This window comes from Arthrobacter sp. MMS24-T111 (genome assembly GCF_054888995.1).
Map to the genome: position 1 here is coordinate 1,847,056 of NZ_JBTZRO010000001.1, position 25,014 is coordinate 1,872,069.

General features: G+C 67.5%; 16 protein-coding genes and 3 pseudogenes. 12 read left to right on the forward strand and 7 right to left on the reverse strand.

All coding sequences use genetic code 11. The features are described from left to right. The first annotated feature begins 99 nt into the window (after positions 1–99). From topA to proC, 4 genes and pseudogenes are all read left to right on the forward strand, one after another. Positions 100–2,826 carry a type I DNA topoisomerase gene (gene topA, locus ACX5I6_RS08635; protein ID WP_461840181.1) on the forward strand — a complete coding sequence of 909 codons (2,727 nt, stop codon included), beginning with the start codon at positions 100–102 and terminating at the stop codon, positions 2,824–2,826. Between the two features lie 136 nt (positions 2,827–2,962). Then, positions 2,963–3,382, forward strand: coding sequence for an SseB family protein (locus tag ACX5I6_RS08640; protein ID WP_018761826.1), 420 nt, complete (start codon positions 2,963–2,965; stop codon positions 3,380–3,382). Positions 3,383–3,389: 7 nt separating this feature from the next. Continuing rightward, positions 3,390–4,379 (forward strand): Ppx/GppA phosphatase family protein, encoded by a 990-nt coding sequence (locus ACX5I6_RS08645; protein WP_018761825.1) that lies wholly within the window; start codon positions 3,390–3,392, stop codon positions 4,377–4,379. A 250-nt stretch (positions 4,380–4,629) separates the two neighbouring features. After that, positions 4,630–5,462, forward strand: a pseudogene (gene proC / locus ACX5I6_RS08650) (pyrroline-5-carboxylate reductase). Positions 5,463–5,515: 53 nt separating this feature from the next. Here the strand turns inward: proC and ACX5I6_RS08655 are convergent. Together ACX5I6_RS08655 and ACX5I6_RS08660 are read right to left on the reverse strand one after the other, a co-directional pair. Further along, a complete protein-coding gene (locus tag ACX5I6_RS08655) occupies positions 5,516–6,154 on the reverse strand; it encodes a potassium channel family protein (protein ID WP_018761823.1) in 639 nt (212 codons plus the stop codon). Positions 6,155–6,194: 40 nt separating this feature from the next. Then, positions 6,195–7,628, reverse strand: a complete 1,434-nt coding sequence (locus ACX5I6_RS08660) for a TrkH family potassium uptake protein (protein WP_461840182.1) — start codon at positions 7,626–7,628, stop codon at positions 6,195–6,197. Between the two features lie 105 nt (positions 7,629–7,733). On the opposite strand from ACX5I6_RS08660, the gene ACX5I6_RS08665 reads away from it, so the two are divergent. Then, a complete protein-coding gene (locus ACX5I6_RS08665) occupies positions 7,734–8,945 on the forward strand; it encodes an acetoin utilization protein AcuC (protein ID WP_461840183.1) in 1,212 nt (403 codons plus the stop codon). 80 nt (positions 8,946–9,025) lie between these two features. Next, positions 9,026–9,660 (forward strand): annotated as a pseudogene (locus ACX5I6_RS08670) (ArsR/SmtB family transcription factor). Between the two features lie 3 nt (positions 9,661–9,663). Here ACX5I6_RS08670 and ACX5I6_RS08675 read toward each other — a convergent pair. After that, positions 9,664–11,001, reverse strand: coding sequence for an alpha-hydroxy acid oxidase (locus tag ACX5I6_RS08675; protein ID WP_461840184.1), 1,338 nt, complete (start codon positions 10,999–11,001; stop codon positions 9,664–9,666). Positions 11,002–11,069: 68 nt separating this feature from the next. Between ACX5I6_RS08675 and ACX5I6_RS08680 the strand changes: the two genes are divergently transcribed. After that, entirely contained in the window at positions 11,070–11,774 is a 705-nt protein-coding gene (locus tag ACX5I6_RS08680; RefSeq protein ID WP_461840185.1) for a FadR/GntR family transcriptional regulator, read from the forward strand. Here the strand turns inward: ACX5I6_RS08680 and ACX5I6_RS08685 are convergent. Further along, the gene (locus ACX5I6_RS08685; protein ID WP_285246994.1) at positions 11,771–12,805 is read right to left on the reverse strand and encodes a LacI family DNA-binding transcriptional regulator; all 1,035 of its coding nucleotides are present in this window, start codon (positions 12,803–12,805) and stop codon (positions 11,771–11,773) included. The two genes, ACX5I6_RS08680 and ACX5I6_RS08685, sit on opposite strands and share 4 nt — an antisense overlap. 350 nt (positions 12,806–13,155) lie before the next feature. Here ACX5I6_RS08685 and ACX5I6_RS08690 point away from each other — a divergent pair, with 350 nt between their 5' ends. Genes ACX5I6_RS08690 through ACX5I6_RS08710 form a run of 5 tightly spaced genes read left to right on the forward strand, consistent with a single transcriptional unit; the run spans position 13,156 to position 19,048 of the window. Beyond that, entirely contained in the window at positions 13,156–14,583 is a 1,428-nt protein-coding gene (locus ACX5I6_RS08690; protein ID WP_461840186.1) for a Gfo/Idh/MocA family protein, read from the forward strand. Between the two features lie 9 nt (positions 14,584–14,592). Next, positions 14,593–15,558, forward strand: a complete 966-nt coding sequence (locus ACX5I6_RS08695; RefSeq protein ID WP_461840187.1) for an NAD-dependent epimerase/dehydratase family protein — start codon at positions 14,593–14,595, stop codon at positions 15,556–15,558. After that, entirely contained in the window at positions 15,555–16,460 is a 906-nt protein-coding gene (locus ACX5I6_RS08700; protein ID WP_461840188.1) for a 5-dehydro-4-deoxyglucarate dehydratase, read from the forward strand. The genes ACX5I6_RS08695 and ACX5I6_RS08700 overlap by 4 nt, the downstream gene beginning before the upstream one ends. Continuing rightward, the gene (locus tag ACX5I6_RS08705; RefSeq protein WP_461840189.1) at positions 16,460–17,563 is read left to right on the forward strand and encodes a mandelate racemase/muconate lactonizing enzyme family protein; all 1,104 of its coding nucleotides are present in this window, start codon (positions 16,460–16,462) and stop codon (positions 17,561–17,563) included. The genes ACX5I6_RS08700 and ACX5I6_RS08705 overlap by 1 nt, the downstream gene beginning before the upstream one ends. Before the next feature lie 33 nt (positions 17,564–17,596). Further along, positions 17,597–19,048, forward strand: coding sequence for an aldehyde dehydrogenase (NADP(+)) (locus ACX5I6_RS08710; RefSeq protein WP_461840190.1), 1,452 nt, complete (start codon positions 17,597–17,599; stop codon positions 19,046–19,048). Positions 19,049–19,167: 119 nt separating this feature from the next. Here the strand turns inward: ACX5I6_RS08710 and ACX5I6_RS08715 are convergent, their stop codons facing one another. The 3 genes and pseudogenes from ACX5I6_RS08715 to ACX5I6_RS08725 all read right to left on the reverse strand — a co-directional run bounded on the left by ACX5I6_RS08715 (position 19,168) and on the right by ACX5I6_RS08725 (position 24,799). Then, on the reverse strand, positions 19,168–20,283 hold the full coding sequence (locus ACX5I6_RS08715; RefSeq protein WP_461840191.1) for a M24 family metallopeptidase: 1,116 nt from the start codon (positions 20,281–20,283) through the stop codon (positions 19,168–19,170). Then, positions 20,280–22,324, reverse strand: a pseudogene (locus ACX5I6_RS08720) (DUF6807 family protein). Before ACX5I6_RS08720 ends, ACX5I6_RS08715 begins: the two are co-directional and overlap by 4 nt. Before the next feature lie 1,206 nt (positions 22,325–23,530). Next, on the reverse strand, positions 23,531–24,799 hold the full coding sequence (locus tag ACX5I6_RS08725) for an ABC transporter substrate-binding protein (RefSeq protein ID WP_461840192.1): 1,269 nt from the start codon (positions 24,797–24,799) through the stop codon (positions 23,531–23,533). Positions 24,800–25,014 lie beyond the last annotated feature (215 nt).

The window sequence follows — 25,014 nt, forward strand, 5'->3', positions numbered from 1 at the left end:
CCCGTCTTTTCCACATGAATGCGCACGATTCCCCAAAATATGGTGAACTAGGCGAACATGGGCTCATCTGCCCCAGCAACCTTTTTCTGTAGGAGCACCGTGCCAAGCAAGGCCAAAACCGGCAAGAAACTCGTGATTGTGGAGTCTCCGGCCAAAAGCAAGACCATCGCCAAGTACCTCGGCGAGGGCTTCATCGTAGAGGCCTCCATTGGTCACATCCGCGACCTGCCGCAACCGTCCGAACTCCCGGCCGAGTTGAAGAAAACGTCGGTGGGCAAGTTCGCCGTCGACATCGACCACGACTTCAAGCCCTACTACGTGGTGTCTCCGGACAAGAAGAAAAAGGTGACCGAGCTCAAGGCTGCGCTCAAGGACGCCGACGAACTCTATCTCGCAACCGATGGGGACCGCGAAGGCGAAGCCATTGCGTGGCACCTGCTCGAAGTCCTCAAGCCCAAGGTCCCGGTCTACCGGATGACGTTCGGCGAAATCACCAAGGAAGCCATCCAGCGCGCCATGGGCAACCTGCGCGATGTTGACCAGGACCTGGTGGATGCGCAGGAAACCCGACGCGTGCTGGACCGCCTGTACGGCTACGAGATCTCCCCGGTGCTGTGGCGCAAGGTGGCCCGCGGCCTGTCCGCCGGCCGTGTGCAGTCCGTGGTCACGCGCATGGTGGTGGACCGCGAACGCGAACGGATGGCCTTCAAGGCCGCCTCCTACTGGGACCTGACCGGCCAGTTCGGCGCGGACTCCGGTTCGTTCAAGGCCAAGCTTGCCGCCGTTGACGGCGCCAAGGTGGCCAGCGGCCGCGACTTCAACGACAACGGCGAGCTCACCGCCAAGAACGTGGCCCACCTCAACGAGGAGCTTGCGACGTCCCTCGCCGCCGGGCTCCAGGATGCGGACTTCCGCGTCCGCTCGGTGGACACCAAGCCGTACACCCGGCGCCCGGCCGCGCCGTTCACCACCTCCACCCTCCAGCAGGAGGCCGGCCGCAAGCTGCGCTTCTCCTCCAAGAGCACCATGCAGGTGGCCCAGCGGCTCTACGAAAACGGCTACATCACCTATATGCGTACGGACTCGTCGGCGCTGAGTGACGAAGCCATCACCGCCGCGCGCCGGCAGGCCTCGGAGCTCTACGGGCCGGAATACATTCCGCAGTCACCGCGCGTCTACTCGAACAAGGCCGCCAACGCGCAGGAAGCGCACGAGGCCATCCGCCCGGCGGGAGATTCCTTCCGCACGCCGGCCCAGGTTGCCAAGCAGCTCTCCGGGGACGAGTTCCGCCTGTACGAGCTCATCTGGAAGCGCACCGTGGCGTCCCAGATGGGTGACGCCAAGGGCTCGACGGCGACCATCCGCCTTGGTGCCATTGCCGCCGACGGGCGGGACGCCGAGTTTTCCGCCTCCGGCACCGTCATCACCTTCCCCGGCTTCCTGGCCGCTTACGAGGAAGGCAAGGACGAGACACGCGGCGATGACGAGTCCGACGAAGCACGCCGGCTCCCGAATGTGGCCAAGGACGACTCCCTCACTGCCGCGGACATCCTGGCGGTGGGCCACGAAACCTCGCCGCCGCCGCGCTACACGGAAGCGTCCCTGACCGCCGAACTGGAAAAGAAGGGCATTGGCCGCCCGTCGACGTACGCGTCCACGATCTCCACCATCCAGGACCGCGGCTACGTCCGGAAGCAGGGCTCCGCACTGGTGCCCAGCTGGATCGCGTTCTCGGTGATCCGGTTGTTGGAGCAGCATTTCAGCGACTACGTGGACTACGAATTCACCGCCGACATGGAAGGCGACCTGGACAAGATCGCCAACGGCCAGGAGGCGGGAGCTTCGTGGCTCCGGCACTTCTACTTCGGCGAGGACTCCGACCCCGGCCTGTTGAGCATCGTGAACAACCTGGGCGAGATCGATGCACGTGAGATTAACTCCATCCCGATCACCGACGACATCACCTTGCGGGTGGGCAAGTTCGGCCCGTACCTGGAAAGTTCCGCAGCCGTCGTCGATCCCAAGACGGGCGAGATCGTGGAGTCTGCCCGCGCGAACGTTCCCGAGGACCTGGCCCCGGACGAACTGACCGCGGCCAAAGCCATTGAGCTGATGGAGACTGCGGCGCCGGAGGAGCGCGTGCTCGGTGCAGACCCGCACACGGGACACACTGTTGTGGCCAAGAACGGCCGCTACGGCGCCTACGTCACCGAGATCATCCCGGAGATGACCGACGAAGACCTGGCCAGGCAGCCGGTGGAGTACTACAAGAACGGCAAGCCCAAGCCGCCAAAGAAGCCGGTCAAGGCCAAGCCGCGCACGGGTTCGCTGTTCAAGTCCATGACCGTGGAGTCCGTGACACTGGACGAGGCCCTGCAGCTCATGAGCCTGCCCCGCGCGCTGGGCGAGGACGCCGAAGGCAACCTCATCACGGTGCAGAACGGCCGGTTCGGTCCGTACCTGAAGAAGGGCACGGATTCGCGCTCCATCGGATCCGAAGAGGAAATCTTCACCATTACCCTGGAGCAGGCGCTGGAGATCTATTCACAGCCCAAGCAGCGCGGAGCCCGTGCCGCCGTGCCGCCGCTGGCGGAGTTCGGTCCGGACCCGGTGTCGGAGAAGAACATCGTGGTGAAGGAGGGCCGTTTCGGTCCATATATCACCGACGGCATCACCAATATCACGGTTCCGCGTGCCACCTCCCTGGAGGAACTCACCCGGGAACAGGCCGTGGAGCTGTTGGCCGAGAAGCGCGCCAAGGGCCCGGTCAAGCGGACGGCCACCCGCAAGGCACCCGCGAAGAAGAAGGCAACGGCCAAGAAGTAGTCCTGGGACCGCCGAAGTCGCCGGAGCGGTGCGGGCTCGCCGGAAAGAACCGGCGAGCCCGCATTTTTCCGGCGATTTCGGGACATGGCAGCGACTCTGTTTGCGGTGCAGGGCACATCGTGATCGGGTAGACGGTATGACTGAACAGCCCGCGCACACGGATCTCCAGCCGCTCAACGACCTTGAGGAGAAGCTCGCCACCGGCGGGCAGGAAGACGCCAATCCCGTGGACGTCATCCTGTCCTTCCTGAACAGCGAGGTCTACATCATCAGCTCGGACACGGTGGAAGGAGTGGACTCCCAGGTTGAGCCGCTGGTCCTTGCCAACGCGGACGGCCGCCCCGTCCTCGCCGTCTTCTCACACCCCACCCGGGTGGACCAGCAGTACCTGGAAGCCGCACCCAACGTGCTGGGCACCCAGGGTGCGGCCATCATCGCCAACCTCGGCGACGAACTGGGCATGGTGATCAACCCCGGTGCCGCCTACGGCTTCGAGATCGATCCCGAAGGCGTGGCGAACATCCGGCGGGACTTCAAGCGCGCCGACGAGCAATAATGTCCCCATGCGTCTAGGCGTCCTCGACATCGGATCCAACACCGTCCACCTGCTCCTGGTAGACGCGCATCCCGGTGCGCAGCCGGTCCCGTTTGCGTCCCACAAGCGGCCGCTGTCCCTGGTCCAATACCTTGAACCGGACGGCAGCATCAGCGACGAGGGGCAGCATGAGCTGACCGAGTTCGTCCTGGAGGCCTGGGAGTTCGCCGCCCGGCACAAGGCCGAAGACCTGCTGGCATTCTGTACGTCGGCCATCCGGGAGGCTACCAACGGCCCCGCCGTGCTGGCCCGGGTCAAGCACGAGACCACGGTGACCCTTCAGGAACTCACCGGGAGCGAGGAAGCGTCCATGACGTTCTTCGCGGTACGGCGCTGGCACGGGTGGGGCGCCGGCCCCATCCTGAACCTGGACATCGGTGGCGGCTCCTTTGAAATGGCCTTCGGCCAGGACGAGCTTCCGGAGGTGGCCACCTCCGTGCCGCTTGGCGCCAGCAGGCTCACCCGGGACTGGTTCCCCGAGGACCCGCCGTCGGCCAAAAGCGTCAAGGAACTGCGACGCTACATCAGGGCCACCCTCAAGCCCGCTGTCCGGGAATTCGACGGCCTCGGCCGGGCGAACGTGGTGGCGGGCACCTCCAAGACCTTCCGGTCCCTGGCCCGGATCGCCGGGGCTGCACCCAGCGCTGAGGGCCCCTACGTAAAGCGCGAACTGCACGCCTCGGACCTGGGCATCTGGACCCAGCGGATCTCGGCCATGAGCTCGGAGGACAGGCTGCACCTCCCCGGTGTATCCGAAGCGCGGGCGCACCAGCTCCTTGCCGGCGCCCTGGTGGCCGAGGCGGCCTTGGAGATGTTCAAGTTCAAGAAGCTGCGCATCTGCCCCTGGGCCCTGCGCGAAGGGCTCATCCTGCGCCGCCTGGACCAGCTGGTCTTCGCCGGGCCGCTGGAACCGGCGCCCCATGTGGCCGCGTCCCGCCCGGTGGAACCTGCCATCTAGCACCCAAACGTTCGGCCTGGCCGGGCAGCGCCTCCAGTAGCGCTTAACTGCGGAAGCACCGGGGCCGGCAACAGGAAAATGGGGGAAAACCTGTTGCCGAGCCACCGGTGCCCTGGCAGGCATCCCCATGCCTGCCGCATCACTCGCACCCTCAATGAGGTAATAACTACCTTAGGACTCCAAGTTGTGCGCTGCCTGCGCTGAACATGGGAGTTGCCTGTGAATGCATGCGTACTGCAATGATGGAGGCATGAGCAACCGAATTGCATTCCTTGGCTGTGGATCCATGAACGAGGCCATTCTCGGCGGCCTGCTGGAGGCCGGGACGGACCCCGGGATGTGGTGGCCACCGTCCGCCGCGCGGAGCGCGCCTCGGAACTCGCCGAACGGTACCCCGGCATTACCGCGATCGCCGGCGAGGAAGAACCCGACAACAACAAACAAGCCACCAAGGGATCCGCCGTCGTCATCCTTGGCGTCAAGCCGGTGGGAATTGCTGACCTGGCCCGGGAAATCGGCCCGGCCCTTTCGCCGGACACCGTGGTGGTCAGCGTGGCTGCGGCAGTGTCCATCGCCCAACTCGAAGCCGCGCTCCCCGCCGGCCAGCCGGTCATCCGGACCATGCCCAACACGCCGGCAAAGCTGGGCCGCGGTGTGGTATCCGTGTCACCGGGAACCCACTGCACGCCCGGGCAGCTCCGGAAGGTCAAGGACATACTGCAGGGCGCCGGGACTGTGGTGGAAGTGCCCGAAGAGCAGGTGGATGCGCTGTCAGCGATCAGCGGCTCGGGGCCGGCATACGCCTTCTACCTGGCCGAGGCCATGGCTTCGGCGGGGGAGGAGTTGGGCCTGGACCGCGAGCTGTCCCTGCTCCTGGCCCGCGAAACGGTGGCCGGCGCAGGCTTCATGCTCGCCGAACCGGGTGCTGACCCTTCCGCGTTGCGCAAAGCTGTCACCAGCCCCAACGGCACCACGGAACGGGCCATCGCCACGTTCGACGAACAAGGCATCCCGGCCATCATCGCCGCCGGCGCCAAGGCGGCAGCGGACCGGGCAGCGGAAATCACCAAGCAGCTTGGGTAGCGGAGGTTGGGTTTGTCGAAATCCGCTTTCGACAAACCCAACCACCGGGGACGTCACGGCCGGGCGGCGAACCGTTCCAGCAGGTCGACGTGCCCGGAGACAATGAGCATGTCCCGCGAAGACACCTTGGTCTCGGGCCGGGCGTAGGTGAAATCCTCGCCCGGGGACTTCACGCCCACAATGGTCACACCGTACTTGGAGCGGACCTTCGACTCGTCCAGCGTGAACCCCACGGTCTCGCGCGGCGGGTACATCTTCACAATGGCGAAGTCGTCGTCGAACTCGATGAAGTCCAGCATCCTGCCGGAGACCAGGTGGGCTGCCCGGACGCCGGCGTCGGCCTCCGGGTAGATCACGTGGTTGGCCCCGATCCGCGTCAGGATCTTGCCGTGCGAGGGGGTGATGGCCTTGACCCAGAGGTGTTCGATTCCCAGGTCCACCAGGTTGACGGTGATCAGCACGGAGGACTCGATGGACGTCCCCACCCCCACCACCGCGGAACTGAACTCCTGCGCCCCCAGCTGGCGCAGTGCGTCGATGTTGGTGGCGTCAGCTTCCACCACGTGGGTCAGGAGCGGGGCCCATTTCTGCACCAGGTTCCGGTCGCGTTCGATCGCGAGTACTTCCCGGCCCTGCTTGACCAGCTGCTCTGCCGTGGATGATCCGAAGCGGCCCAGCCCGATCACCAGCACCGGGGCATTGTGGGCGGGGCGCCGCGGGGCGTCTGTGGAACTAGCCAATGATGGGCCTCTCTTCGGGGTAGTGGTACAACTGGCTGCGCTGGCGCAGGGCCAAAGCGGCTGCGAGGGTAACGGTTCCCACACGGCCCGCGAACATCAGGGCTGCGAGGACGTAGACGCCGGCAGGGGGCATCTCGGCGCTGAGGTTGGTGCTCAGGCCCACCGTGGCGAACGCGGAAATGGTTTCGAACAGCACCCGGTCAAGCGACTGGCCGCTGATGGCCAGCAACAGGAAAGCGGACACTGACACCAGGGTGGCGCCGGCCACGATCACCGAGATGGCCACCCGCATGCTTCCTTGCGGGATGGTCCTGCCGTAGACCTTGACGTCCGCGTCTCCGCGGGCCTCGGCGACGATGGCCAGGAACATCACGGCGATGGTGGTGACCTTGATGCCGCCCGCCGTGGATGCGGAACCGCCGCCGGCGAACATCAGGGCGTCCGTCAGCAGCATGGTGGTCGAATCCATCTGGTTCTGGTCCACCAGGTTGAAGCCGCCGGAACGCGTCATGACGGAGGCGAACAGCGCGTGGGTGATCTTGTCGCCCACATCCATGGTGCCGATGGTCCGGACGTTGTCCCACTCCATCAGCGCCCAGAGGAACGCCCCGGCCACCAGCAGGATCAGCGATACCTGGATGGTGAGCTTGGTGTGCAGGTTCCACTTTTTCCAGTTCAAGCCGTTCTGCTGGAGGACCATCACCACGGGGAAGCCCAGGCTGCCCAGGAAGACGCCCACCATTAGTGGAATGAGGATCCACAGGTCCGTCTCGTAGGGCACGATGCCGTCAGAGTGCGGGGTGAAGCCGGCGTTGTTGAACGACGAAATGGCATAGAAGATGCCATGCCACACGGACTGCCAGAAGGGCTCGCCCAAGGTCAGGAACCGGGGAACGAGCGCCAGGGCCAGGACGCCCTCGATGACCACGGAGGTGGTGATGACGATCCGGAGCAGGGTGCCCACCTCGCCGAGGCGGCCGGCGTTGTTCATGGATTCGGCGGCAATGATCTTCCCGCGCACCCCCAGCCGCTTGCTCACCATCAGCGCCAGCAGCGAGGCCAGCGTCAAGGTACCCAAACCGCCAATGAAGATGCCCACCAGGATCACCAGCTGGCCGAAGAAGGACCAGTGCACCGCCGTCGACACCACCGTAAGTCCCGTCACGCAGACGGCCGAGACAGCTGTGAACATGGCCTCGTGGATGGGGGTGGCGGTTCCGTCGGCCGAAGCCATGGGCAGGGACAGCAGGAACGTGAACACCACGCAGACCGCGGCGAACGCCGTCAGGGCAAGCCTGGCAGGGGAGGTGTTGGCGATGTCGTCGATGAAGTCGCGAAGCCGCGTGAAGATCCAGAGGCCCTCCCGCTCCTGCGCTGGGGGGTGCCAGCTGGCCGGGGTCCGGGGCCTTGACTGGCTCTGCGTCATGTGTGGCTTTTCCTCGGTCGAAACTGCTTCCCCCAGTAGTAAACCACTAAAGCCCGGCTTCATGGCCTGGCTGGGAGTCCGGCGGGCTCGGGTAGCCTGTGATTGATGACATATCTGCCCGGTCTAAGCCAGCCCGCGCCGCCGACGATGGTGGCGTGGAGCCCTGACATGACTGCCTACAACTTTGGTCCGGGCCACCCCATGGCACCGGAACGGATGGACCTGACGGCCCGCCTGGCGCGGAGCCTGGGGCTGTTCGACCTGGACCACGTGGACGTGCAGGCACCGGAGACAGCCTCCGATGCGGAACTGGAAGCGGTTCACTCGGTGGATTATGTCGCCGCGGTGCGCAGGGTCAGCGCCGACCCCTCCCGGCCGGACGAGTCCCGGGGGCTGGGAACCGAGGATGACCCGGCTTTCGCGGGAATGCATGAGGCCGCGGCGCGGCTCGCGGGCGGATCCCTGATGGCCGCCCAGGGCGTGCTGGAGGGCTGGGCCGTGCATGCGGTCAACTTCGGCGGCGGCATGCACCACGCCTCCCGGGACCGCGCCAGTGGATTCTGCATCTACAACGACGCCGCGCTTGCCGTGCAGCGGCTCCTCGACGGCGGCGTCGGAAAAGTGGCCTACATCGATGTCGATGCCCACCACGGCGACGGCACGCAGAACATCTTCTGGGACGATCCCCGGGTCCTGACGCTCTCGCTGCACGAAACAGGACTGACCCTCTTTCCCGGAACTGGGTTCGCCAACGAAATCGGCGGCCCCGCAGCGGAGGGAACAGCCGTCAACGTTGCCCTGCCGGCCGGCACCGGGGACGCCGGCTGGCTCCGGGCCTTTTACGCCATCGTGCCGCAGCTGGTAGGCGCCTTCGAACCGGAGGTCATCGTCAGCCAGCACGGCTGCGATTCACACCGCAGCGACCCCCTCACCCACCTCAATCTCAGCGTCGACGGGCAGCGCGAGGCCGCGAACGCCGTCGCGAACCTTGCCGAACGGTTCTGCGGGGGCCGCTGGATCGCCACCGGAGGCGGCGGGTACAACGTCCTGGACGTGGTGCCGCGCGCCTGGAGCCACCTGGTGGCCATCGCCGCCGGACGGCCCGTGCCGCTGCGCATCGCCGTCCCCGAGGACTGGCGGCAGTATGTGGCGGAGAAATTCGGGACCGTGCCCCCGGCGCTGATGGGGGATGACGTGGAGCTGTGGTGGCGGTCCTGGGAAGTGGGCTTCGACCCCAACGACGCCGTGGACCGTACCGTCATGGCCACCCGCAAGGCCGTGTTCCCATTGCACGGGCTGGACCCCTGGTTCGACTAGCGGCTCAGGTGCCGCAACGGGACACTGGGATACCGAAATAGTTGATGCCTTTCGGCGTATATGTCGCTAGGGTGGGAGGCATGGTGACAGACGACGTATTTGCCGTCATAGCGGAATCCACCCGGCGGGACATCCTGGTGGCCCTCCGGACGGGGGACAAAGCAGTGGGGAGCTGGTGGAGGAACTGGACGCCAGCCAGCCCACCATTTCGAAGCACCTGAAGGTCCTGCGGGAAGCGCAGCTGGTGAGCATGCGCGCGCAGGGCCAAAAGCGGTACTACGCCTTGAACCGGGGCCCGCTGGAAGGCATCGCAAGCTGGCTGGAGACGTTCGACGTCGGGACGGCCGCCAAGGCTGCCTCCTCGCCAACCAGCGCATCGCCAAAGAACGCCTCCGCAAACACCGCCGCAGGGAACACTGCAGCTGCAGCGAAGGGCCGGCCAGCAGCGGCGGCCGCAGCAGGCCCGACGGAGGCGCCCGCCACCGTCGAACCTGGGCACGCGGCGCAGGGCCAGGAGGACGCCGCGGCGGCCGTCCTGGCGCGGGAGGGGGCAGAGCTGAGCCCCGCCGTCGTCATCCCCGGCGGAACCGCAGCACCGTTGAGCGACGACAGCGTTCCGCAGCAGATTGGACGCAGTGTTGGCCGCGCGGCCACCAAAGCCGCGGACCTGCTGGCAAACCTCCCCAACCTGCCCAAGTTCGGCCGCAAGAAATAGCGGCTACCGCCCCAGCAGCCTCACATGGTCCGGCGTGAGCCCCGAAACGGAACTGACGCCCAGCAGGGCCATGGTGCGTGCCATGTCCTTCTCCAGGATCTGCAGGGCGCGGTCCACGCCGGCGCGGCCGCCGGCCATCAGGCCGTAGAGGTAGGCGCGCCCGATCAGGGTGAAGTCAGCGCCAAGGGCGAGGGCGGCCACGATGTCGGCGCCGCTCATGATGCCGGTGTCCAGCATGATGGCCGCGTCCGTGTTGTCCTTGGTGAAGGCCTCCTTGACCTCGGGGAGCAGGTGGAACGGGATGGGGGCCCGGTCCAGCTGGCGGCCGCCGTGGTTGGAGAGCACTACGCCGTCCGCGCCGTGGTCCACGACGCGGCGGGCGTCCTCCACCGTCTGGATGCCCTTGACCACCAGGTTGCCCTTCCAGGTCTCTCGCAGCCAGTCCAGGTCCTCGAAGGTGAGCGTGGGATCGAACATGGAGTTGATCAGGTCCGCTACGGTGCCGGTGTAGCGCGAGAGCGACGCGAAGGTCAGCGGCTCGTGGGTGAGGAAGTTGAACCACCAGGCAGGCCGGTAGGAGGCGTCCAGGACAGTCTTCAGGGTCAATGCAGGCGGGATGGTCATGCCGTTGCGGACGTCGCGGAGGCGGGCGCCGGCCACGGCCGTATCCACGGTCACCATGAGGGTGTCGTTGCCGGCCTTGGCGGCGCGTTCGATCAGTTCGAGTGAACGGTCGCGGTCCGTCCACAGGTACAGCTGGAACCAGTTCCGGCCGTTGGGTGCAGCGGCGGCCACGTCCTCGATGGACGCGGTGCCCATGGTGGACAGCGTGTAGGGGATGCCCGCTGCCTCGGCGGCCCGGGACCCGGCGTATTCGCCCTCGGACTGCATCATCCGGGTGAATCCGGTGGGAGCGATGCCGACGGGAAGCCGGGACGGTTTGCCAAGGACGGTGGTGCTGAGGTCGATGGCTGAGACGTTCCGCAGGATCCCGGGCCGGAATTCGATGTCCAGGAAGGCCTGGCGGGCCCGGCGGAGGGTGATTTCCTCCTCGGCGGCTCCGTCCGTGTAGTCGAAGGGAGCCTGCGGCGTCCGCCGCTTGGCGATGTCCCGGAGTTCCCAGATGGTGCTGGCCCGCTTGAGCCGGGCGTCCTTGCTGAACTCGGGCTTCTTGAACTGCATCAGCGGAGCGAGGTCCGCGTACTTGGGCACGCGGCGCTTCAGGGCAGGGGGCACGGCGGACGACGCCGGCGCCTCGGCAGGGGCGGGCGCTGCGGGAATGTCCGTGGTGTCCGGGGCCGGGGCGGCCTCCGGATTGCCGGGCTGGATGATGTGGGTCATGGCGTCCTCCTGTGGTCCAACCACACTGTAGGCCATGTGGTCCAACCACATCAACTACCATTGGCCGTATGCGAACCCATCAGCTGGTCCTGGCGTGGATCGAGGACCAACTCTCTGCCGGCCGGCTGGCCGTCGGCGGCAGGCTGCCGGCCGAACGGACCCTCGCCGAGCAGCTCAAGGTCTCCCGGACGTCGGTGCGGGAAGCCATCCGGATCCTCGAGGCGATGGGCGTGGTCCGTGCAGGTGTCGGGTCCGGTCCCGATGCCGGGACGGTGGTCATCTCGGACCCCACCGCGGCGCTCGGCTCGGCCCTCCGCCTGCACGTTGCCACCCAGCACCTGCCCGTGGCGGACATTGTGGAGACCCGCGTCCTGCTGGAGTCCTGGGCCGCGGGCAAGGCCAGGCCGGATGCCCCCGAACTCGACGAGGCCGCGGCCCTGCTGGCCGGGATGGACCAGGCGGAAGGCCTCTCGGTCGGTGACTTCCTGGCCCTCGACGTCCGCTTCCATTTCGCGCTGGCCAGCGCCGCCGGCAATGCGGTGGTCAGTGCCATGATGGGATCCCTCCGCGAGGCCATCCAGGGCTACGCTGCAGAGCTGACGTCAAACCTGCCCGACTGGGACGCCACCGCCTCCCGTTTGCGCGCCGAGCACCACGCCATCCTCGCTGCGGTCCGGAAGGGCGACGGCGGCCGGGCGGCAGGACTGGTGGCGGCCCACATCGAGGGGTATTACCAGGAAGCGGGCCTGGGGGCCGGGTCCCGGGAACCCTAGCCGTGGACGGCGCTCCGTGGCGCCTTGGCCGGGCCGCTGCTGGCCCGCACTTCCAGTCGGGGCTGGAAGCGGCTGCCGGGCACCTCGTTCCCTTCCTTGCGGATCAATGCCCGGAGCTGGTGCCAGGCCTGCTCGCCCAGTTCGGTAATGGGGACGGCCGCGGTGGTGAGCGCCGGCGTCGTGTATTTGGCGAAGGGGATGTCGTCGAACCCGGTCACTGAGATGTCGCCGGGCACATCCAGGCCCCGTTCATGCAGTCCGCTCATCAGGCCCATGGCCACGAGGTCGTTGAAGGCGAGGATGCCGGTGGCCCCGCTCGCCAGGACCGCGTCAACTGCTTCATGCCCGGTGTCGAAGTCCGAGCCGCCCTCGAGCATGGTCACCTCCACCTGCGGGTGGGCGGCCTTGAATGCCTCCAGGCCCTTGAGCCGCATGCCGTTGGATGCGCTCCGCGGCGGCCCCGCCAGGAAGGCCAGCCGGGTGTGCCCCAGCTCCACCAGGTGTCCGGCGATGTCCTGGACGCCCTGCCCGTAGTCCACCACCAGGCTGGGCACGTCCGGCGCGGCCGTGGTGCGGTTGATCAGCACCAGCGGGTGCAGGGACGGCGCGATCTCCGTCAGTTCGGCATCGGACATGCGGGGTGCGCAGAGGACCAGTCCGTCGCAGCGGCGGCGCGCTTCGCCGGCCAGGATGGACTCCTCGCTGGAAACCTCGAACGAATCCGCGATCAGCACCCGGTAGCCATCCTGTGCCGCGGCCCGGCTGAGGCCGCGAAGGATCGCCTGGAACGTGGGGTTGGCCAAGTCCGGCACCACGATGCCGATGGTGTCCGTCTTCCCCAGTGCGAGGCTGCGGCCCACCGGGTTGGGCTGGTACTTCAGTTCGGCGGCGGCTGCGCGGACCCTGGCGGCGATGTCCGGGTCCACGGTGAAGTTCCCGTTCATGACACGCGAAACCGTGGCGTGTGAGACTCCTGCCTTCACGGCGACATCCGCGATGCCGATCCGGCCGCTTGCCGATTTCCTGGCCATGGGGAACCCTTCTTTCGCGCCACTCCGGACGGATGCTGCCGGCCGCGGCACGCGCCGGGCCAACAAGCCCCGGGTGGCAGGTGCTTTGGAAGACAGCATATACGGCAGCCGGAAAGCGATTTCTATCCTTTTCCCGGCAGTTTTCCGCCGGGGAGGGCGCCAGCGCGGCGTTGGGCCGGAAAACGCTTTCTGTCAGCGCCCGAAGTGGTTGACGGATGGGCGGGCGGGTTGATACAACTTCTATAGCGAACTGAGAAAACGCTTTCTCAGGCAGGTGCAGCAGAGTGCCACCGCCGAACCGCAGCGGCCGTCCCGGCGGCCGGGCAACGAGCTTTCGAAAGGTACCCCACATGGTCAACACAGCCGAGACGACGTCGGCCGCAGCTGCTCCCCACACGGCTGCCGGCAGCGCCACCTCCGACGGCCGCAAAGCGCGCCTTGCCCTGGTCGGCACCGGAGGGCGTTCCGAAATGTACATCCGCGCAGTGTTCGGCAAGCACGCCGACACCGCGGAACTGGTCGCGTTCTCAGACGTGAACCCCGGCCGCGTGGAGTTCTACCAGGGCCTCATCCAGGAACTCGGCGCTCCCGGCCCCATTGCCTCGTTCGATCCGGCGGACCTGACGGCGTTTATCCAGGCCAACAACATTGACCGCGTCGTGGTGACCACTCCGGACTACACCCACGCCGACTACATCGTCGAAGCCCTCCGGGCCGGCGCGGACGTGGTGGTGGAGAAACCGCTCACCATCGATGCCGAGGGCTGCCGCCGCATCACCAAAGCGGTCCAGGAAACCGGCCGGAATGTGGTGGTGACGTTCAACTACCGCTACTCGCCCCGCAACAGCGCCCTGAAGGAAATCATCCAGAGCGGCGTGGTCGGCAAGGTCACCTCGATCGACTTCAGCTGGGTCCTGGACACGGTCCACGGCGCCGACTACTTCCGCCGCTGGCACCGCGAGAAGAAGAACTCCGGCGGCCTGCTCATCCACAAGGCGTCCCACCACTTCGACCTCGTCAACTGGTGGATCGACGACGTCCCGGAGCGCGTCTTCGCCTCCGGCGGCCTGAAATTCTATGGCGACAAGAACGCCGCCGAACGCGGGCTGGGCCCCCGCCCCGAGCGCGGAACACCCGACGCCGGTGCGCCCGCCGGTGACAAGGACCCGTTCGCGCTGGACCTCCGGGAGGACGAGCGGCTCAAGGCGCTCTTCCTGGACAACGAACACTACGACGGCTACCGCCGCGACCAGGACGTCTTCACCGGCGGCATCACCATCGAGGACAACCTGGCACTGGTGGTTGAGTACCAGGGCGGGCCGCGCCTGAGCTACTCCCTGAACGCGCACAGCCCGTGGGAAGGGTACCGGGTGGCGGTCAACGGCACGGAAGGCCGGGCTGAGCTCGAAGTGGTGGAACGCGCCGCCGTCCTGCACAGCACGGACAAGAAGACCGTGGTGGACCCGAGCGCAACCCCCGTGGAGGAAGAGGACGCCGTGCGCCGCAATGGTGAACGGCTGGTGGTCCAACGCCACTGGGAGGCAGCGTACGAGGTCCCGATCGTCAATGGCGAAGGCGGCCACGGCGGGGGCGATGAGCTCCTGCTCTCGGACCTCTTCAACGGCCCGGGCGAAGACCCGTTGGGCCGCCCCTCCGGCTACCTCGACGGGCTGCGTTCTGTGTCCGTGGGCATCGCCGGCAACCAGTCGCTCGAAACCTCGCTGCCCATCCGCGTGGAGGACCTGGACCTGGGCGTCGACCTCCGCCGCGGCAAGTAAGGAAGAACCATGAGCAGGATATTCGTTACCGGCGGCTCCGGCCGCCTGGGCCGCAGCGTCGTCGCAGGGCTAGCCCAGGCGGGCCACGAGGTGGTCTCCGTGGACCGCGACGCCGTGCCCGCCGGCCAGCTGCCGCCCGGCGTCGTGCAGGAAACCGCGGACCTCCTGGCGCCGGGGGAGGCGCTGCGCCTCCTCCGGGAGTCAAGGCCCGACGCCGTCATCCACCTTGCAGCGATCGCCGTCCCCTTCAGCGCGCCGGAGGACGTCATCTTCGGCACCAACACCCGGCTCGCCTTCGCCGTGATCAGCGCCGCCACCGAGCTGGGCGTCCCCAAAATCATCACCGCGAGCAGCCCCACCGTGCTCGGTTACGGCTCGCCCGCGGGCTGGCTTCCGCCGTCGTTCCCGCTTGACGAGCGGACGCCGCCGAAGCCCTGGAACGCCTATGCGCTGTCCAAGCTCATCGCCGAACAGACAGTGCAGATGTTCGCCGCCGCCCAAGGGGAGCGGATCCGGTACGCGGCATTCCGCCCATGCTTCGTGATCTCACCGGAGGAATGGGAGGGGGCGCCCACCCAGCAGGGCCACACCCTGGCTGAACGCCTGGCCGATCCCGCCCTTTCGGCGCCGGCCCTGTTCAACTACGTGGACGCCCGGGATGTGGCGGACTTCCTTGACCTGCTGCTCCGGAAAATGACGGACATTCCCAACGGCGAAACCTTCTTCGTCGGGCTTGCGGACGCCCTGGCAACCGCGCCGCTGGCGGAGCTCATGCCCCGGTTCCTGCCGGGCAGCGAAGACATCAGCGCGGGCTTGACCGGGACCAGCCCCGCGTTCTCCATCGCCAAGGCACAGGAACTCCTGGGCTGGCAGCCGCGGCGCAGCTGGCGCACCGAACTCACGTCCCGCCACACCCTCAACGACGAGGCTTCCACCCTGGTCACAGCCGGCGGCGGAAGCAAGGAGACACCATGAAATTCGACGGCGTACTGTTTTTTCCCGTCACCCCGTTCACGGCCGACGGCGCCGTTGATGTCGCACTGCTCAAGGAACACATCGCCTCCCGGCTGCCCTATGGCCCCGGCGGCGTCTTCCCTGCCTGTGGCACCGGTGAATTCCATGCCCTCAGCATCGACGAGGTCAGCACCGTGGTGGCGGCCGCCGTCGAGGTCGTCGCCGGAAAAGTCCCCGTAGTGGCAGGAGCTGGTGGACCGCTGGGCCACGCCCTCGCTGCCGCCCGGGTGGCCGAGGAAGCCGGCGCCGACGCCCTCCTGGTGCTTCCGCCCTACCTGGTGACCGGACCCACCGGCGGCTTGGTGGCCTACATCGAGGCCGTCGCCGATGCCAGCAGCCTGCCGGTCATTGTCTACCACCGCGGCAACGCAAAGTTCACGGCCGCGTCCATGGCGAAACTGGCGGCGAATCCCAAGGTCATCGGCTTCAAGGACGGCCTGGGCGACGTCGGCCTGGCCCAGGAGATCGTGTCCGCCGTCAAGGCTGCCGGCCGGGAGGACTTCGCGTTCTTCAACGGCCTGCTCACTGCGGAACTGACGCAGGGCGCCTACCGCGGCCTGGGGATCCCGCTGTATTCTTCGGCAGCATTCGCGATGGCGCCGGAGATCGCCAAGGCATACTACGACGCCTACGTTTCCGGTGATGAAGACCGCCGCAATGCCCTCCTTGAGGGCTTCTACGCGCCGCTGGTCCGCCTGCGCGACCAAACACCCGGTTTCGGCGTCTCCCTGATCAAGGCCGGCCTGCGCCTGGGCGGCCTTCCGGTGGGCCCGGTACGGCCGCCGCTGGAGGATCCCACGGAGGAGCAGCTCGTGGAGCTCAAGGCCATCCTGGCCAGGGGCTACGAGCTGGCCGGGCACTGATGAGCGCACTGGCCGCCGAAACCGTCCGCACCGTCCCGCGCATCACCGGCCTGTCGACGAGGCTCCTCACCGTTGCGCTGCGCCGAAGCTGGGGCGCGGAGGCGCAGGAGAACCACGTGATTGCCACCGAGGTTTCCACGGACGACGGCGGGACGGGCTTTGGTTTCTCCTGGACGCCCACCATCGGTCCCCAGGCAGTCAAGGCGCTGCTTGACCACGACATCGCCCCTTTCGTCACCGGGCTGCCCGCCACCCCCGAGGGGGTGTGGGACGTGCTCTGGAAGCGGCTGCACGAGGCCGGCGGCGGAGGGCTCACCACCATCGCCATGGCCGGTGTGGACCTTGCACTGTGGGACCTGCAGGCCCGCCGTGCCGGCATGTCCGTCACCGGCCTGCTGGGCCAGCGGCAGGAGTCAGCCGAGGTCTACGGTTCCGGCGTGAACCTGCACTACACCCTGGAAGAGCTGGTGGCGCAGGCCGAACGCTGGGTTGCGGCCGGCCACCAGGCTGTCAAGATCAAGGTGGGCAAGCCGGACCTCCGCGAGGACCGCGAACGCGTTGCCGCCGTCCGTTCGGTCCTGGGCCCGGACCGCAGGCTCATGATCGACGCCAACCAGCGGTGGGACCTGCCCACCACCTTCCGGGCCCTCGATGTCCTGGCCGAATTCGGGCTGGAATGGCTGGAAGAACCTCTCCGCGCGGACGACCTCTGGGCCTACCGAAGGCTCCGCAATCATTCCCCGGTGCCTATTGCCCTTGGCGAAAACCTGCACACGATCTACCGGTTCCGCGATTTCATCGAGGCGGAGGCGGTGGACATCATCCAGCCCAACATCATCCGGGTAGGCGGCATCACCCCGTTCCGGCGGATCGTGGAGCTGGCACGGACCCACAGCATCAAGGTCATGCCGCACCTGCTGCCGGAACTGTCCGGGCAGCTGGCACTGACCCTGGCGGAACCCACAATGGTGGAAGATGTCGAGGAGGCATCCTTCGAACAGTTGGGGCTCCTGGCCGGCCCGTCGCCGGTGCGGTTCACCAACAGCAGGGTGGCCTTGGCGGACCAGCCCGGACTGGGCTTCCGTTTCCGGGACGCACCGTAACCACTACGCACATCCACAGAACAGGTACCTGACGTGACAACTGCAACGCTTTCCCTGTCCGAACTCACCGCTGCCGCGACGGAGGCCGCCCGGACCGCTGCTGCGGCCACCGACGCAGAGCGCGCCGCGTGGCTTCACGCGGTGGCGGACGCCCTGGACGCCAACGCGGCCGAACTGGTGGAAATCGCCGACGCCGAAACCAGCCTCGGTGTCCCGCGCCTGACGGGGGAAGTGGCCCGCACCACCGGCCAGCTGCGCTTGTTCGCCCGGGTGATCACCGAGGGCTCCTACCTTGAAGCCATCATCGACCACCCGGACCCTGCCGCCACGCCGCCCACACCCGACCTTCGCCGCATCCTGCGGCCCATCGGGCCGGTGGCGGTCTTCTCGGCGTCGAACTTCCCGTTCGCCTTCTCCGTGGCAGGCGGTGACACGGCCTCGGCCCTCGCCGTCGGCTGCTCCGTGGTTGTCAAAGCCCACTCAGGGCACCTGCGGCTCTCCGAGCGGACCGCAGAAATTGTGGCGGGGGCGCTTCGCAGTGCGGGTGCTCCGGAGGGCCTGTTCGCCCTGGTCAGCGGCCGCGAGGTGGGAACGGCGCTGGTCCAGGACCCCGCCATCAAGGCCGTGGGCTTCACCGGGTCCATTCCCGGCGGCCGCGCCCTGTTCGACCTCGCCACCTCCCGCCCGGATCCCATCCCGTTCTACGGAGAGCTGGGCAGCCTCAACCCGGTGGTCATCACCGCGGCAGCACTGAAGGCCCGTTCCACCGAACTCGCCGCCGGCCTGGCAGGCTCCTTCACCCTTGGGGCCGGCCAGTTCTGCACCAAGCCGGGCCTGGTGTTCATCCCTGCCGGAACCTCCTTCGCAGCCGAGGTAGCGGAAGCCAGCAAAGACAAGCCCGCGGCCGGCATGCTGACCAGCCGCATCGCCGAAGCCTACCCGGACGGGCTGCGCAGCTTCGCAGCCGTGGAGGGTGTTCAGGTGGTGGGCGGCAGCGTTGACCAGGACGCGGCCTCCAACGGGGCTGCCCCGGTGGTGTTCGCCACCACCGCGGCCAAGGTCCTGGACCGGCCCGGGCAGCTTCTTGAAGAATGCTTCGGGCCCACTACCATCCTCATTGAGTACACGGACCAGCAGGAACTGTCGGCTGTCCTGGCGGAGGTTCCCGGCAGCCTGACGGCTACAGTGCATGCACAACCGGGCGAGGACATCGCCGCCCTGGTGGAGCAGCTCTCCGGCCTGGCCGGCCGGGTCCTGTTCGACGGCTGGCCCACCGGCGTCGCCGTGAACTGGGCCCAGCAGCACGGCGGCCCGTACCCCGCCACCACCTCGCTGTTCACCTCGGTGGGTGCGACGGCGGTCCGCCGCTTCCAGCGTCCCGTGGCCTACCAGGACGCCCCGGAAAGCGTCCTGCACCCGGCGCTGCGCGAGGACAATCCGCTGGGGATCCCGCGCCGTGTGGATGGGGAACTGCGGCTTCCGTAACAAACGCCCGCTCACCTGCTGCAGCCAAACACGAAACGCCCGCTCACTTATGGCCGTAACGACGGCCATAAGTGAGCGGGCGTTTCGATTAAAGCTGCAGCAGGTGAGCGGGCGTCGAATTAGAGCTGCAGGGTCACGGGGCGTTCCAGCCCGTTCACGGTGGCCACCGGCCAGCGCGGATCAACAGTCAGGATGCGGAGCCCGGATTCCGTGAGCTGGACCGTGTCCTCGATCTTGACGCCCGGCCCTGACGGGTTCCACGTGAACGCCTGGTCCAGCACCACCGTATCCGTGGCGCCGGAGGTGACCCGGGGGTCACGGCCCGCGTAACCTGCGGGCCCGCCCTGGTGGTGCTGTTCCCATTGGTCCGCGCCGAAGCCATGCCGGACGTAGGCGGCCTGGATCTCGGTGAAGATCCGGTCCAGCCGGGTGCCGGGAACCGTGGCATCGAAAATATCCGCCTCCACTGCCGCGATGCGGGCCTCGGCGTCGCGCTCTCCGGGAGTGCCGGCGTCGAACCTGATCCAGCGGGTGATGTTGGCCACCAGGCCGTCGCGGCGGGCGCAAACCACCGCCATGGCCCGCCGGCCAAGAAGCGCGTGCGTGGCCAGGGGGTGCCGGAACGTGCTGCGGGAGCTGCCGTTGCACAGGAGCACCAGCGGCTCTGCCCCGGCGGCCACCACCCGCGCGGCCAGCGCCGACACCAGCGCGAATTCGGTAGTGTCCGGACGGGCGGCTGACAGGACATCGGTCATGATGCCGGCAACGTCAGCGCTGAGCAGGGCATAGCGGGCGCTCTCCGCTGGCAGCAGCTGCTGGCGGGCGGCGCGCAGTTCGGCGGCAACCTCTGCCTCGGACAGCGGCGGCAGGGCATCGTTGCCCACGGCGGCCGCGCCCTGGTGCAGGTTCGCGTACCAGGGAACGGTATGCAGGTTGACTCCCAGCGGAAGCTCCTCGGCGGCGATCCTGCCGGCTTCGTTGTTGAACGTCACCAAGTGGTCGCCGTCGCGCGCCACGAGCAGGGCGGCGATGGGGTCGCCGGCCAGGCTGACGTGCACCCGGCTGCCATCCAGGTACCAGGTCAGCGCCGTGTTGGTGGTGAGGAGCAACGAATCCCGCCCGGCCGCGTCCAGGATGTCCAGCACTCGCCGGCGCTTGATGGCCCGGTCGCCCGGGGATCCGGGAGCCAGGCGGGCCTCCTGCTGGGGAACGGCGGCGGCTGTGGTCTGGGTCATGACGGATCCCCTTGCTCGTTGATCAGTGCTTCGATGTCGGCGGTGGCCAGGAGTCCGTCGGCCACGAAAACGGTGACGTGCCGCCGCACCGGTGCGCCGGGCTCCGCCATGACGGGCGAATCCCAGGCCAGTGACTGGCCGACGCCCGGGTAGCCGTCAACCCGGACAAACCAGGGGTCCGTTGAGTTCCCGGCAGCGACGAACACCAAGGTGGCCGGGCCGCCGTCGAACGTTCCCGACCAGGCGAGCCATGGCGTGACGCTGCCGTGGGCCTGCGACTCACCGGAGCCGGCGGGCGTCCAGACGGCAGGGTCCGCGCATTCGGGCAGCCGCCAGAAGAAGCCGCCGTAGCCACCCTCGAACCGGCCGTTGGAGCCCGGACTGCCCAGACTGACCGGCGAGTTCCCGGCGGGTGACAGCGCAAAATCCAGTGACAGCCGCCAGGCGGAGGGTTCGACGGCGGACCACGCCCAGGTGCGTTCCTCACGGAGAACGGGGGAGCCGTCCGGCCCGTTCCAGCTAAGCGTCTCCTGCAGGACGCCGGGCCGGCCCGCGCCGGCGTCGGCCTGGAGGGATACGGTGCCGGTGCTTGCGATGCTGCCGTGGTCCGGGCGCCACACGTACTGGCCGGCTTCCCTGGTGTAGGTGCGGCCGCCCCAGAAATTCACCCCGTCCACATCCTGCAGGGCCACGCCGGCACCCAGGTGCCACACGTGGTCAAGGGGCTGATGATCCGTCACCACGACGCCGTTCAGGGTGCGCACCGGGTGGAGGTAGGGGCGCGGGGAGGATACTGCCCGGATATGGCTGCCGTCCTGGTATTCCGCCACCGGGTGGCCCTCCACGGTCAGCGTCCGGACCGGGGGACGGGGCGGGCCCAAGGCACGCCCAGTTCTGCGAACGTTGCCTGTGCCTTGACGGCGCGCTCCAGGGTTCCGGAGATGCCCTGCACCACCGGATGGGCGTCGTCGCCCTCGCCTTCCCACGTGATGAAGCCGGTGCCGATCGGGGCTGGTGCGGGTGCGGTGCGGATAGCCTCCAGGACGGCGGTGAACGCTCCGGTGTCTTCCAGCGCGCACAGCAGGGGCGTCCCGTGGGCCCGGGCATCCAGCAGGTTTTCGAGCAGGTCGGTCCGGCCGAAGGACTCCCGGCGCTCGCCGGCCGGGGTGGTGATGACGACGTGGTCCTCCGTATAGGAGAGCGTGATCTCGCCCAGCGTTCCGTGCAGCGTAACGGCCGGGTTGAGCTGCTCGGGGGCACAGAGCGTGAGGGCACAGAGCAGGGTCTCTCCGCCAGCGGTGCGAATCCGCAGAATGGACGTGTCATCGCTTTCGGTGCTGTTGGCCCGGTACAGGTCCGTTTCCACCGAGCGGACGTCCGCGAGGGTATTCGCGCCCGCCAAGTGCAGTCCGGTGGCAACGGCATGGGCCAGGGCGTTCGTGGCCACCCCGTCCACCACGTCCGTGCCGTCGAGGCTGCGCTTCCCGGCCCAGCGCGAGCGGTTGAAGTACGCCTTGGTCCGCAGCCATTGGCCGGTGGCGCTGAGCCCCAGCACGGTGCCTATTTCACCTGACTCCACCAGGCCCCGGATGGCGGGCAGGGCTTGGGAGCCCAGGCTCTGGAAGCCCACCTGGACCAGGCGGCCGTGATCCCTGGCCGCGGCCAGGACCTGCTCGAATTGCGCCAGGGATGCCACCGGCGGCTTTTCGACATAGACGTCCATTCCGGCGGACAATGCCGCGATGGCCAGGGGAGCATGCGTCTGGATGGGGGTGGCAATAATGACGACGTCGACGCCCGGCTTGGCGGCCAGCAGCCGGTCCAGGTCCGGGTACACAGCCACTGAGCCGGCCAGGCTGCCTGGCTGCGGCGGGTTGGGATCGGCGACGGCCACCAGTTCCAGGGCGCCGGCCTGTTCGAGCCGGGCCAGGTTGGCGAGGTGCCGTTCGCCGAAGCCGTGCACCCCCACCAGGGCAACCCTGGGAAGGTCTGTGGGCGGGGACTGCGGATGGGTGGATTCCGCCGAATGCTGTGTGGTCACGTGGGTCCTTGGGAGCGTTGCTGGTTGGGGGTCAGGAGGTGAGCGTTTCCGCCAGGAAGTCGATGGCCTCGTCCTGCATGGCCGCCGTGAAGACGTGCCCGCCGGGCCAGAGGCTGCCGGCATACCTGTCCGTGCCGCTGTGTAGGGATTCGAGTAACTGGTGGGCCTGCCGCATTCCGGCTTCCGGGAAGAGTTCGTCAGCAAGGGCGTACTGCACCAGGAACCGGGCGGACCCGGCGCGGGCAGTGAGTTCGGGCCAGTCACCCAGCTTCCACAGTCCAGGAGTCTGCAGCAGCCACGAATGTGCGTCGAGGTAAGCGGGGAAAGGGACTCAAACGTGGTCATCATGCAGGTGACCACGGCGGCCCTGATGCGCGGGCTGAGGGCGGCGAGGGTGAGGGAACGGCCGCCGCCGCCGGAGAAACCGATGCACCCCAGACTGCCCGCATCGACGCCGGGCAGTGCGGCCAGGACGTCGAGGGCGGCAAGGTCGTCATGGGCCACCATGCCGGCCAGGCTGGTGCCGAGCAGCCCCGCCGCCTTGGCCACAGTGTCCTCATGGACGCCGGCCGCGGCGTTGTATTCCTCCGCCTCGGAAGGCGCGACGCCGTCCGCCCGCCACTGCGCCTGCCGTGCGTCAACGGCCGCGGCGGTCCGCCATGGCGGGGTGGAGAGGTCAAACCTGCGGCTGCCCCAGGCAAACGTGTCATGGGCCAGGACAGCGAAACCCTGGCGGGCGATGCCGGTGGCCAGCGCACGGCCGTCATAGTGGCCTGCGCGTGCGGCAGCCGCAGACGGATGGGTTGTTGGGAGCTCCACCAGCCGGTCCGCGCCGCCGAACTTGTTTCCGCCGTGGCAGTGCAGGGCCAGGACGCCTGGCAGGGGGCCGGAATGTCCTGCCGGCCGGACCAGCCAGCCCGTGGTGCGCGGCCCGAAGCCCACCTGCCAGCTCAGCTCGGTGGTGGTGGCGTCGTCGTACGTTTCCTCCCACTGCACCCGAACCTCCAACGGCGCGGACGCAGCCGGGACGCCCAAGGCGTCCGAGAGTTCCTGCGCCGCCGCGGTGGATGCCCGGTGGCGGGGATGGGCCCGGACATAGGCAGGCCAATCGTCGTAGCCGGCGATGGCGCTGGGCCGTGTTGCCGTGATCATGTGCCTGCCTCCTTTCGTGGTTGGTGGCTGTTCGTCCGTCCGCCGCGGCAGGCGTCAGGCGAGGTTTTGGTTAACCTCTGAAATCATGCCTTTGGCGGCGTCCCGTGGCGCGATCTTTCCGAAGAGTACATCCGTGTTGTAACGGTTCAAAACTTCCAGGGTTGCGGATGATCCCGCCGGGAAGGGCTTGGGTGCCGGGATCTTCATGGCCGCTATCCGGTCCAGGTAGGTGGCTTCCTTCTGCTGGGTTTCCTTGAGCAGGGGAGTGATGCCGGCCTTCAGCTCGGTGTTGGCGGGCATGCCGCGGTCGCTCTTGATCTTGGTGGCCGCGTCCATGTTGTTGACCAGGTAGTTGATGAACAAGGCCGCTTCCTTGGGTTGGGCGGATTTGGACGAGATGGCGTATTCCATCGACGAACGCAGCCAGGCCCCCGGCGTCTTGCTTTCGCCCGGAAGTTTCATCATGACCAGCGGGGCACCGGAGTAGGACGTCATCTGGTTGCTCCAGGAGATCTTCATTCCTTGCTTTCCCTGGCCCATCAGTGTCATCTCAGGCTGGGCGGACCCGTCCTCGACGGTCTGGGACGCGGAGGGGGCGCCCCCGGTTTCCATCAGCTTCTTGTTGAGCTCAAACCACTTGGCGAGCGTGTCCTCGCTGATACCCATCTTCTTGCCGTCGTCCGTGTAGAGCTCCTGGCCATTCTGGCGTGCCCAGACGGCGAGGAAGGAATCGTTGGCCATGGGGGTCGTGCCGAAAGTTCCGCCCGGCGACTTTTTGGAAATTTCCGCGGCGATCCGTCCGTAGTCGTCCCACGTCCAGGTTTCGTCGTCCGGCAGCGGCACGCCGGCGGCCTCGAAGACCTTGGGGTCCAGGACCATGGACATGGAGTTGACCCCAGCCGTAATGGTGTACTGCTTTCCGTTGATCTTGCCCAGGTCGACGGTCCCGTCGGCGAACTTCGAGGTGTCGATCTGGTCCTTGACCTTGTCCAGGTCCAGGAGGACGCCGCGGCTGGAGTATTCGCTGGGGTAGGCGCCGCTCATGGCGATCACGTCCGGGGTGGTTCCGCCGGCGATCTGGGTGGCCATCTTGTCCCAGTAGGAGCTGAACTCGGTGTTCTCACCCTGGACCTTGATGGTGGGGTTGGCGGCTTCGAAGGCTTTGATGACCTCCATGGTGGTCTTTGCCCTGGAGTCGTTGCCCCACCACGCGAACCGGATGGTGACGGGATCCTCCGCAGTCCCCACCTTCGCGGCCTGCGGGCTATTGCCGCAGCCGGTAAGGACCATGGCAAGCGCTGCGGCGGCGCCGGTGATTCCCATTACCGATTTCCTGAGACCAAACCTCATTGTTGTCCCCCTCCTTTTGGTGGTCACGTCCCCCTGCCAGATGTAACAGAAAACGTTTTCTCAAAAACTAACAAAGGGCTGTACAGGAGTCAAGAAACCGTTTACTTTGGTACGGAGCCGCTTTCTAAAACACGCTCCCGGCGGGCGGAACCGCTCCAGCCCTGACGGGCAGGCGGCGGGCCCGCGAA

What these genes read in the sequence shown, in the direction of transcription:
- ACX5I6_RS08640 (WP_018761826.1), top strand. Translation starts at nt 2,963, where the DNA reads ATGACTGAACAGCCCGCGCACACGGATCTCCAGCCGCTCAACGACCTT.
- ACX5I6_RS08645 (WP_018761825.1), top strand. Translation starts at nt 3,390, where the DNA reads ATGCGTCTAGGCGTCCTCGACATCGGATCCAACACCGTCCACCTGCTC.
- ACX5I6_RS08660 (WP_461840182.1), bottom strand. Translation starts at nt 7,628, where the DNA reads ATGACGCAGAGCCAGTCAAGGCCCCGGACCCCGGCCAGCTGGCACCCC.
- ACX5I6_RS08665 (WP_461840183.1), top strand. Translation starts at nt 7,734, where the DNA reads ATGACATATCTGCCCGGTCTAAGCCAGCCCGCGCCGCCGACGATGGTG.
- ACX5I6_RS08675 (WP_461840184.1), bottom strand. Translation starts at nt 11,001, where the DNA reads ATGACCCACATCATCCAGCCCGGCAATCCGGAGGCCGCCCCGGCCCCG.
- ACX5I6_RS08680 (WP_461840185.1), top strand. Translation starts at nt 11,070, where the DNA reads ATGCGAACCCATCAGCTGGTCCTGGCGTGGATCGAGGACCAACTCTCT.
- ACX5I6_RS08685 (WP_285246994.1), bottom strand. Translation starts at nt 12,805, where the DNA reads ATGGCCAGGAAATCGGCAAGCGGCCGGATCGGCATCGCGGATGTCGCC.
- ACX5I6_RS08690 (WP_461840186.1), top strand. Translation starts at nt 13,156, where the DNA reads ATGGTCAACACAGCCGAGACGACGTCGGCCGCAGCTGCTCCCCACACG.
- ACX5I6_RS08695 (WP_461840187.1), top strand. Translation starts at nt 14,593, where the DNA reads ATGAGCAGGATATTCGTTACCGGCGGCTCCGGCCGCCTGGGCCGCAGC.
- ACX5I6_RS08700 (WP_461840188.1), top strand. Translation starts at nt 15,555, where the DNA reads ATGAAATTCGACGGCGTACTGTTTTTTCCCGTCACCCCGTTCACGGCC.
- ACX5I6_RS08705 (WP_461840189.1), top strand. Translation starts at nt 16,460, where the DNA reads ATGAGCGCACTGGCCGCCGAAACCGTCCGCACCGTCCCGCGCATCACC.
- ACX5I6_RS08715 (WP_461840191.1), bottom strand. Translation starts at nt 20,283, where the DNA reads ATGACCCAGACCACAGCCGCCGCCGTTCCCCAGCAGGAGGCCCGCCTG.
- ACX5I6_RS08725 (WP_461840192.1), bottom strand. Translation starts at nt 24,799, where the DNA reads ATGGGAATCACCGGCGCCGCCGCAGCGCTTGCCATGGTCCTTACCGGC.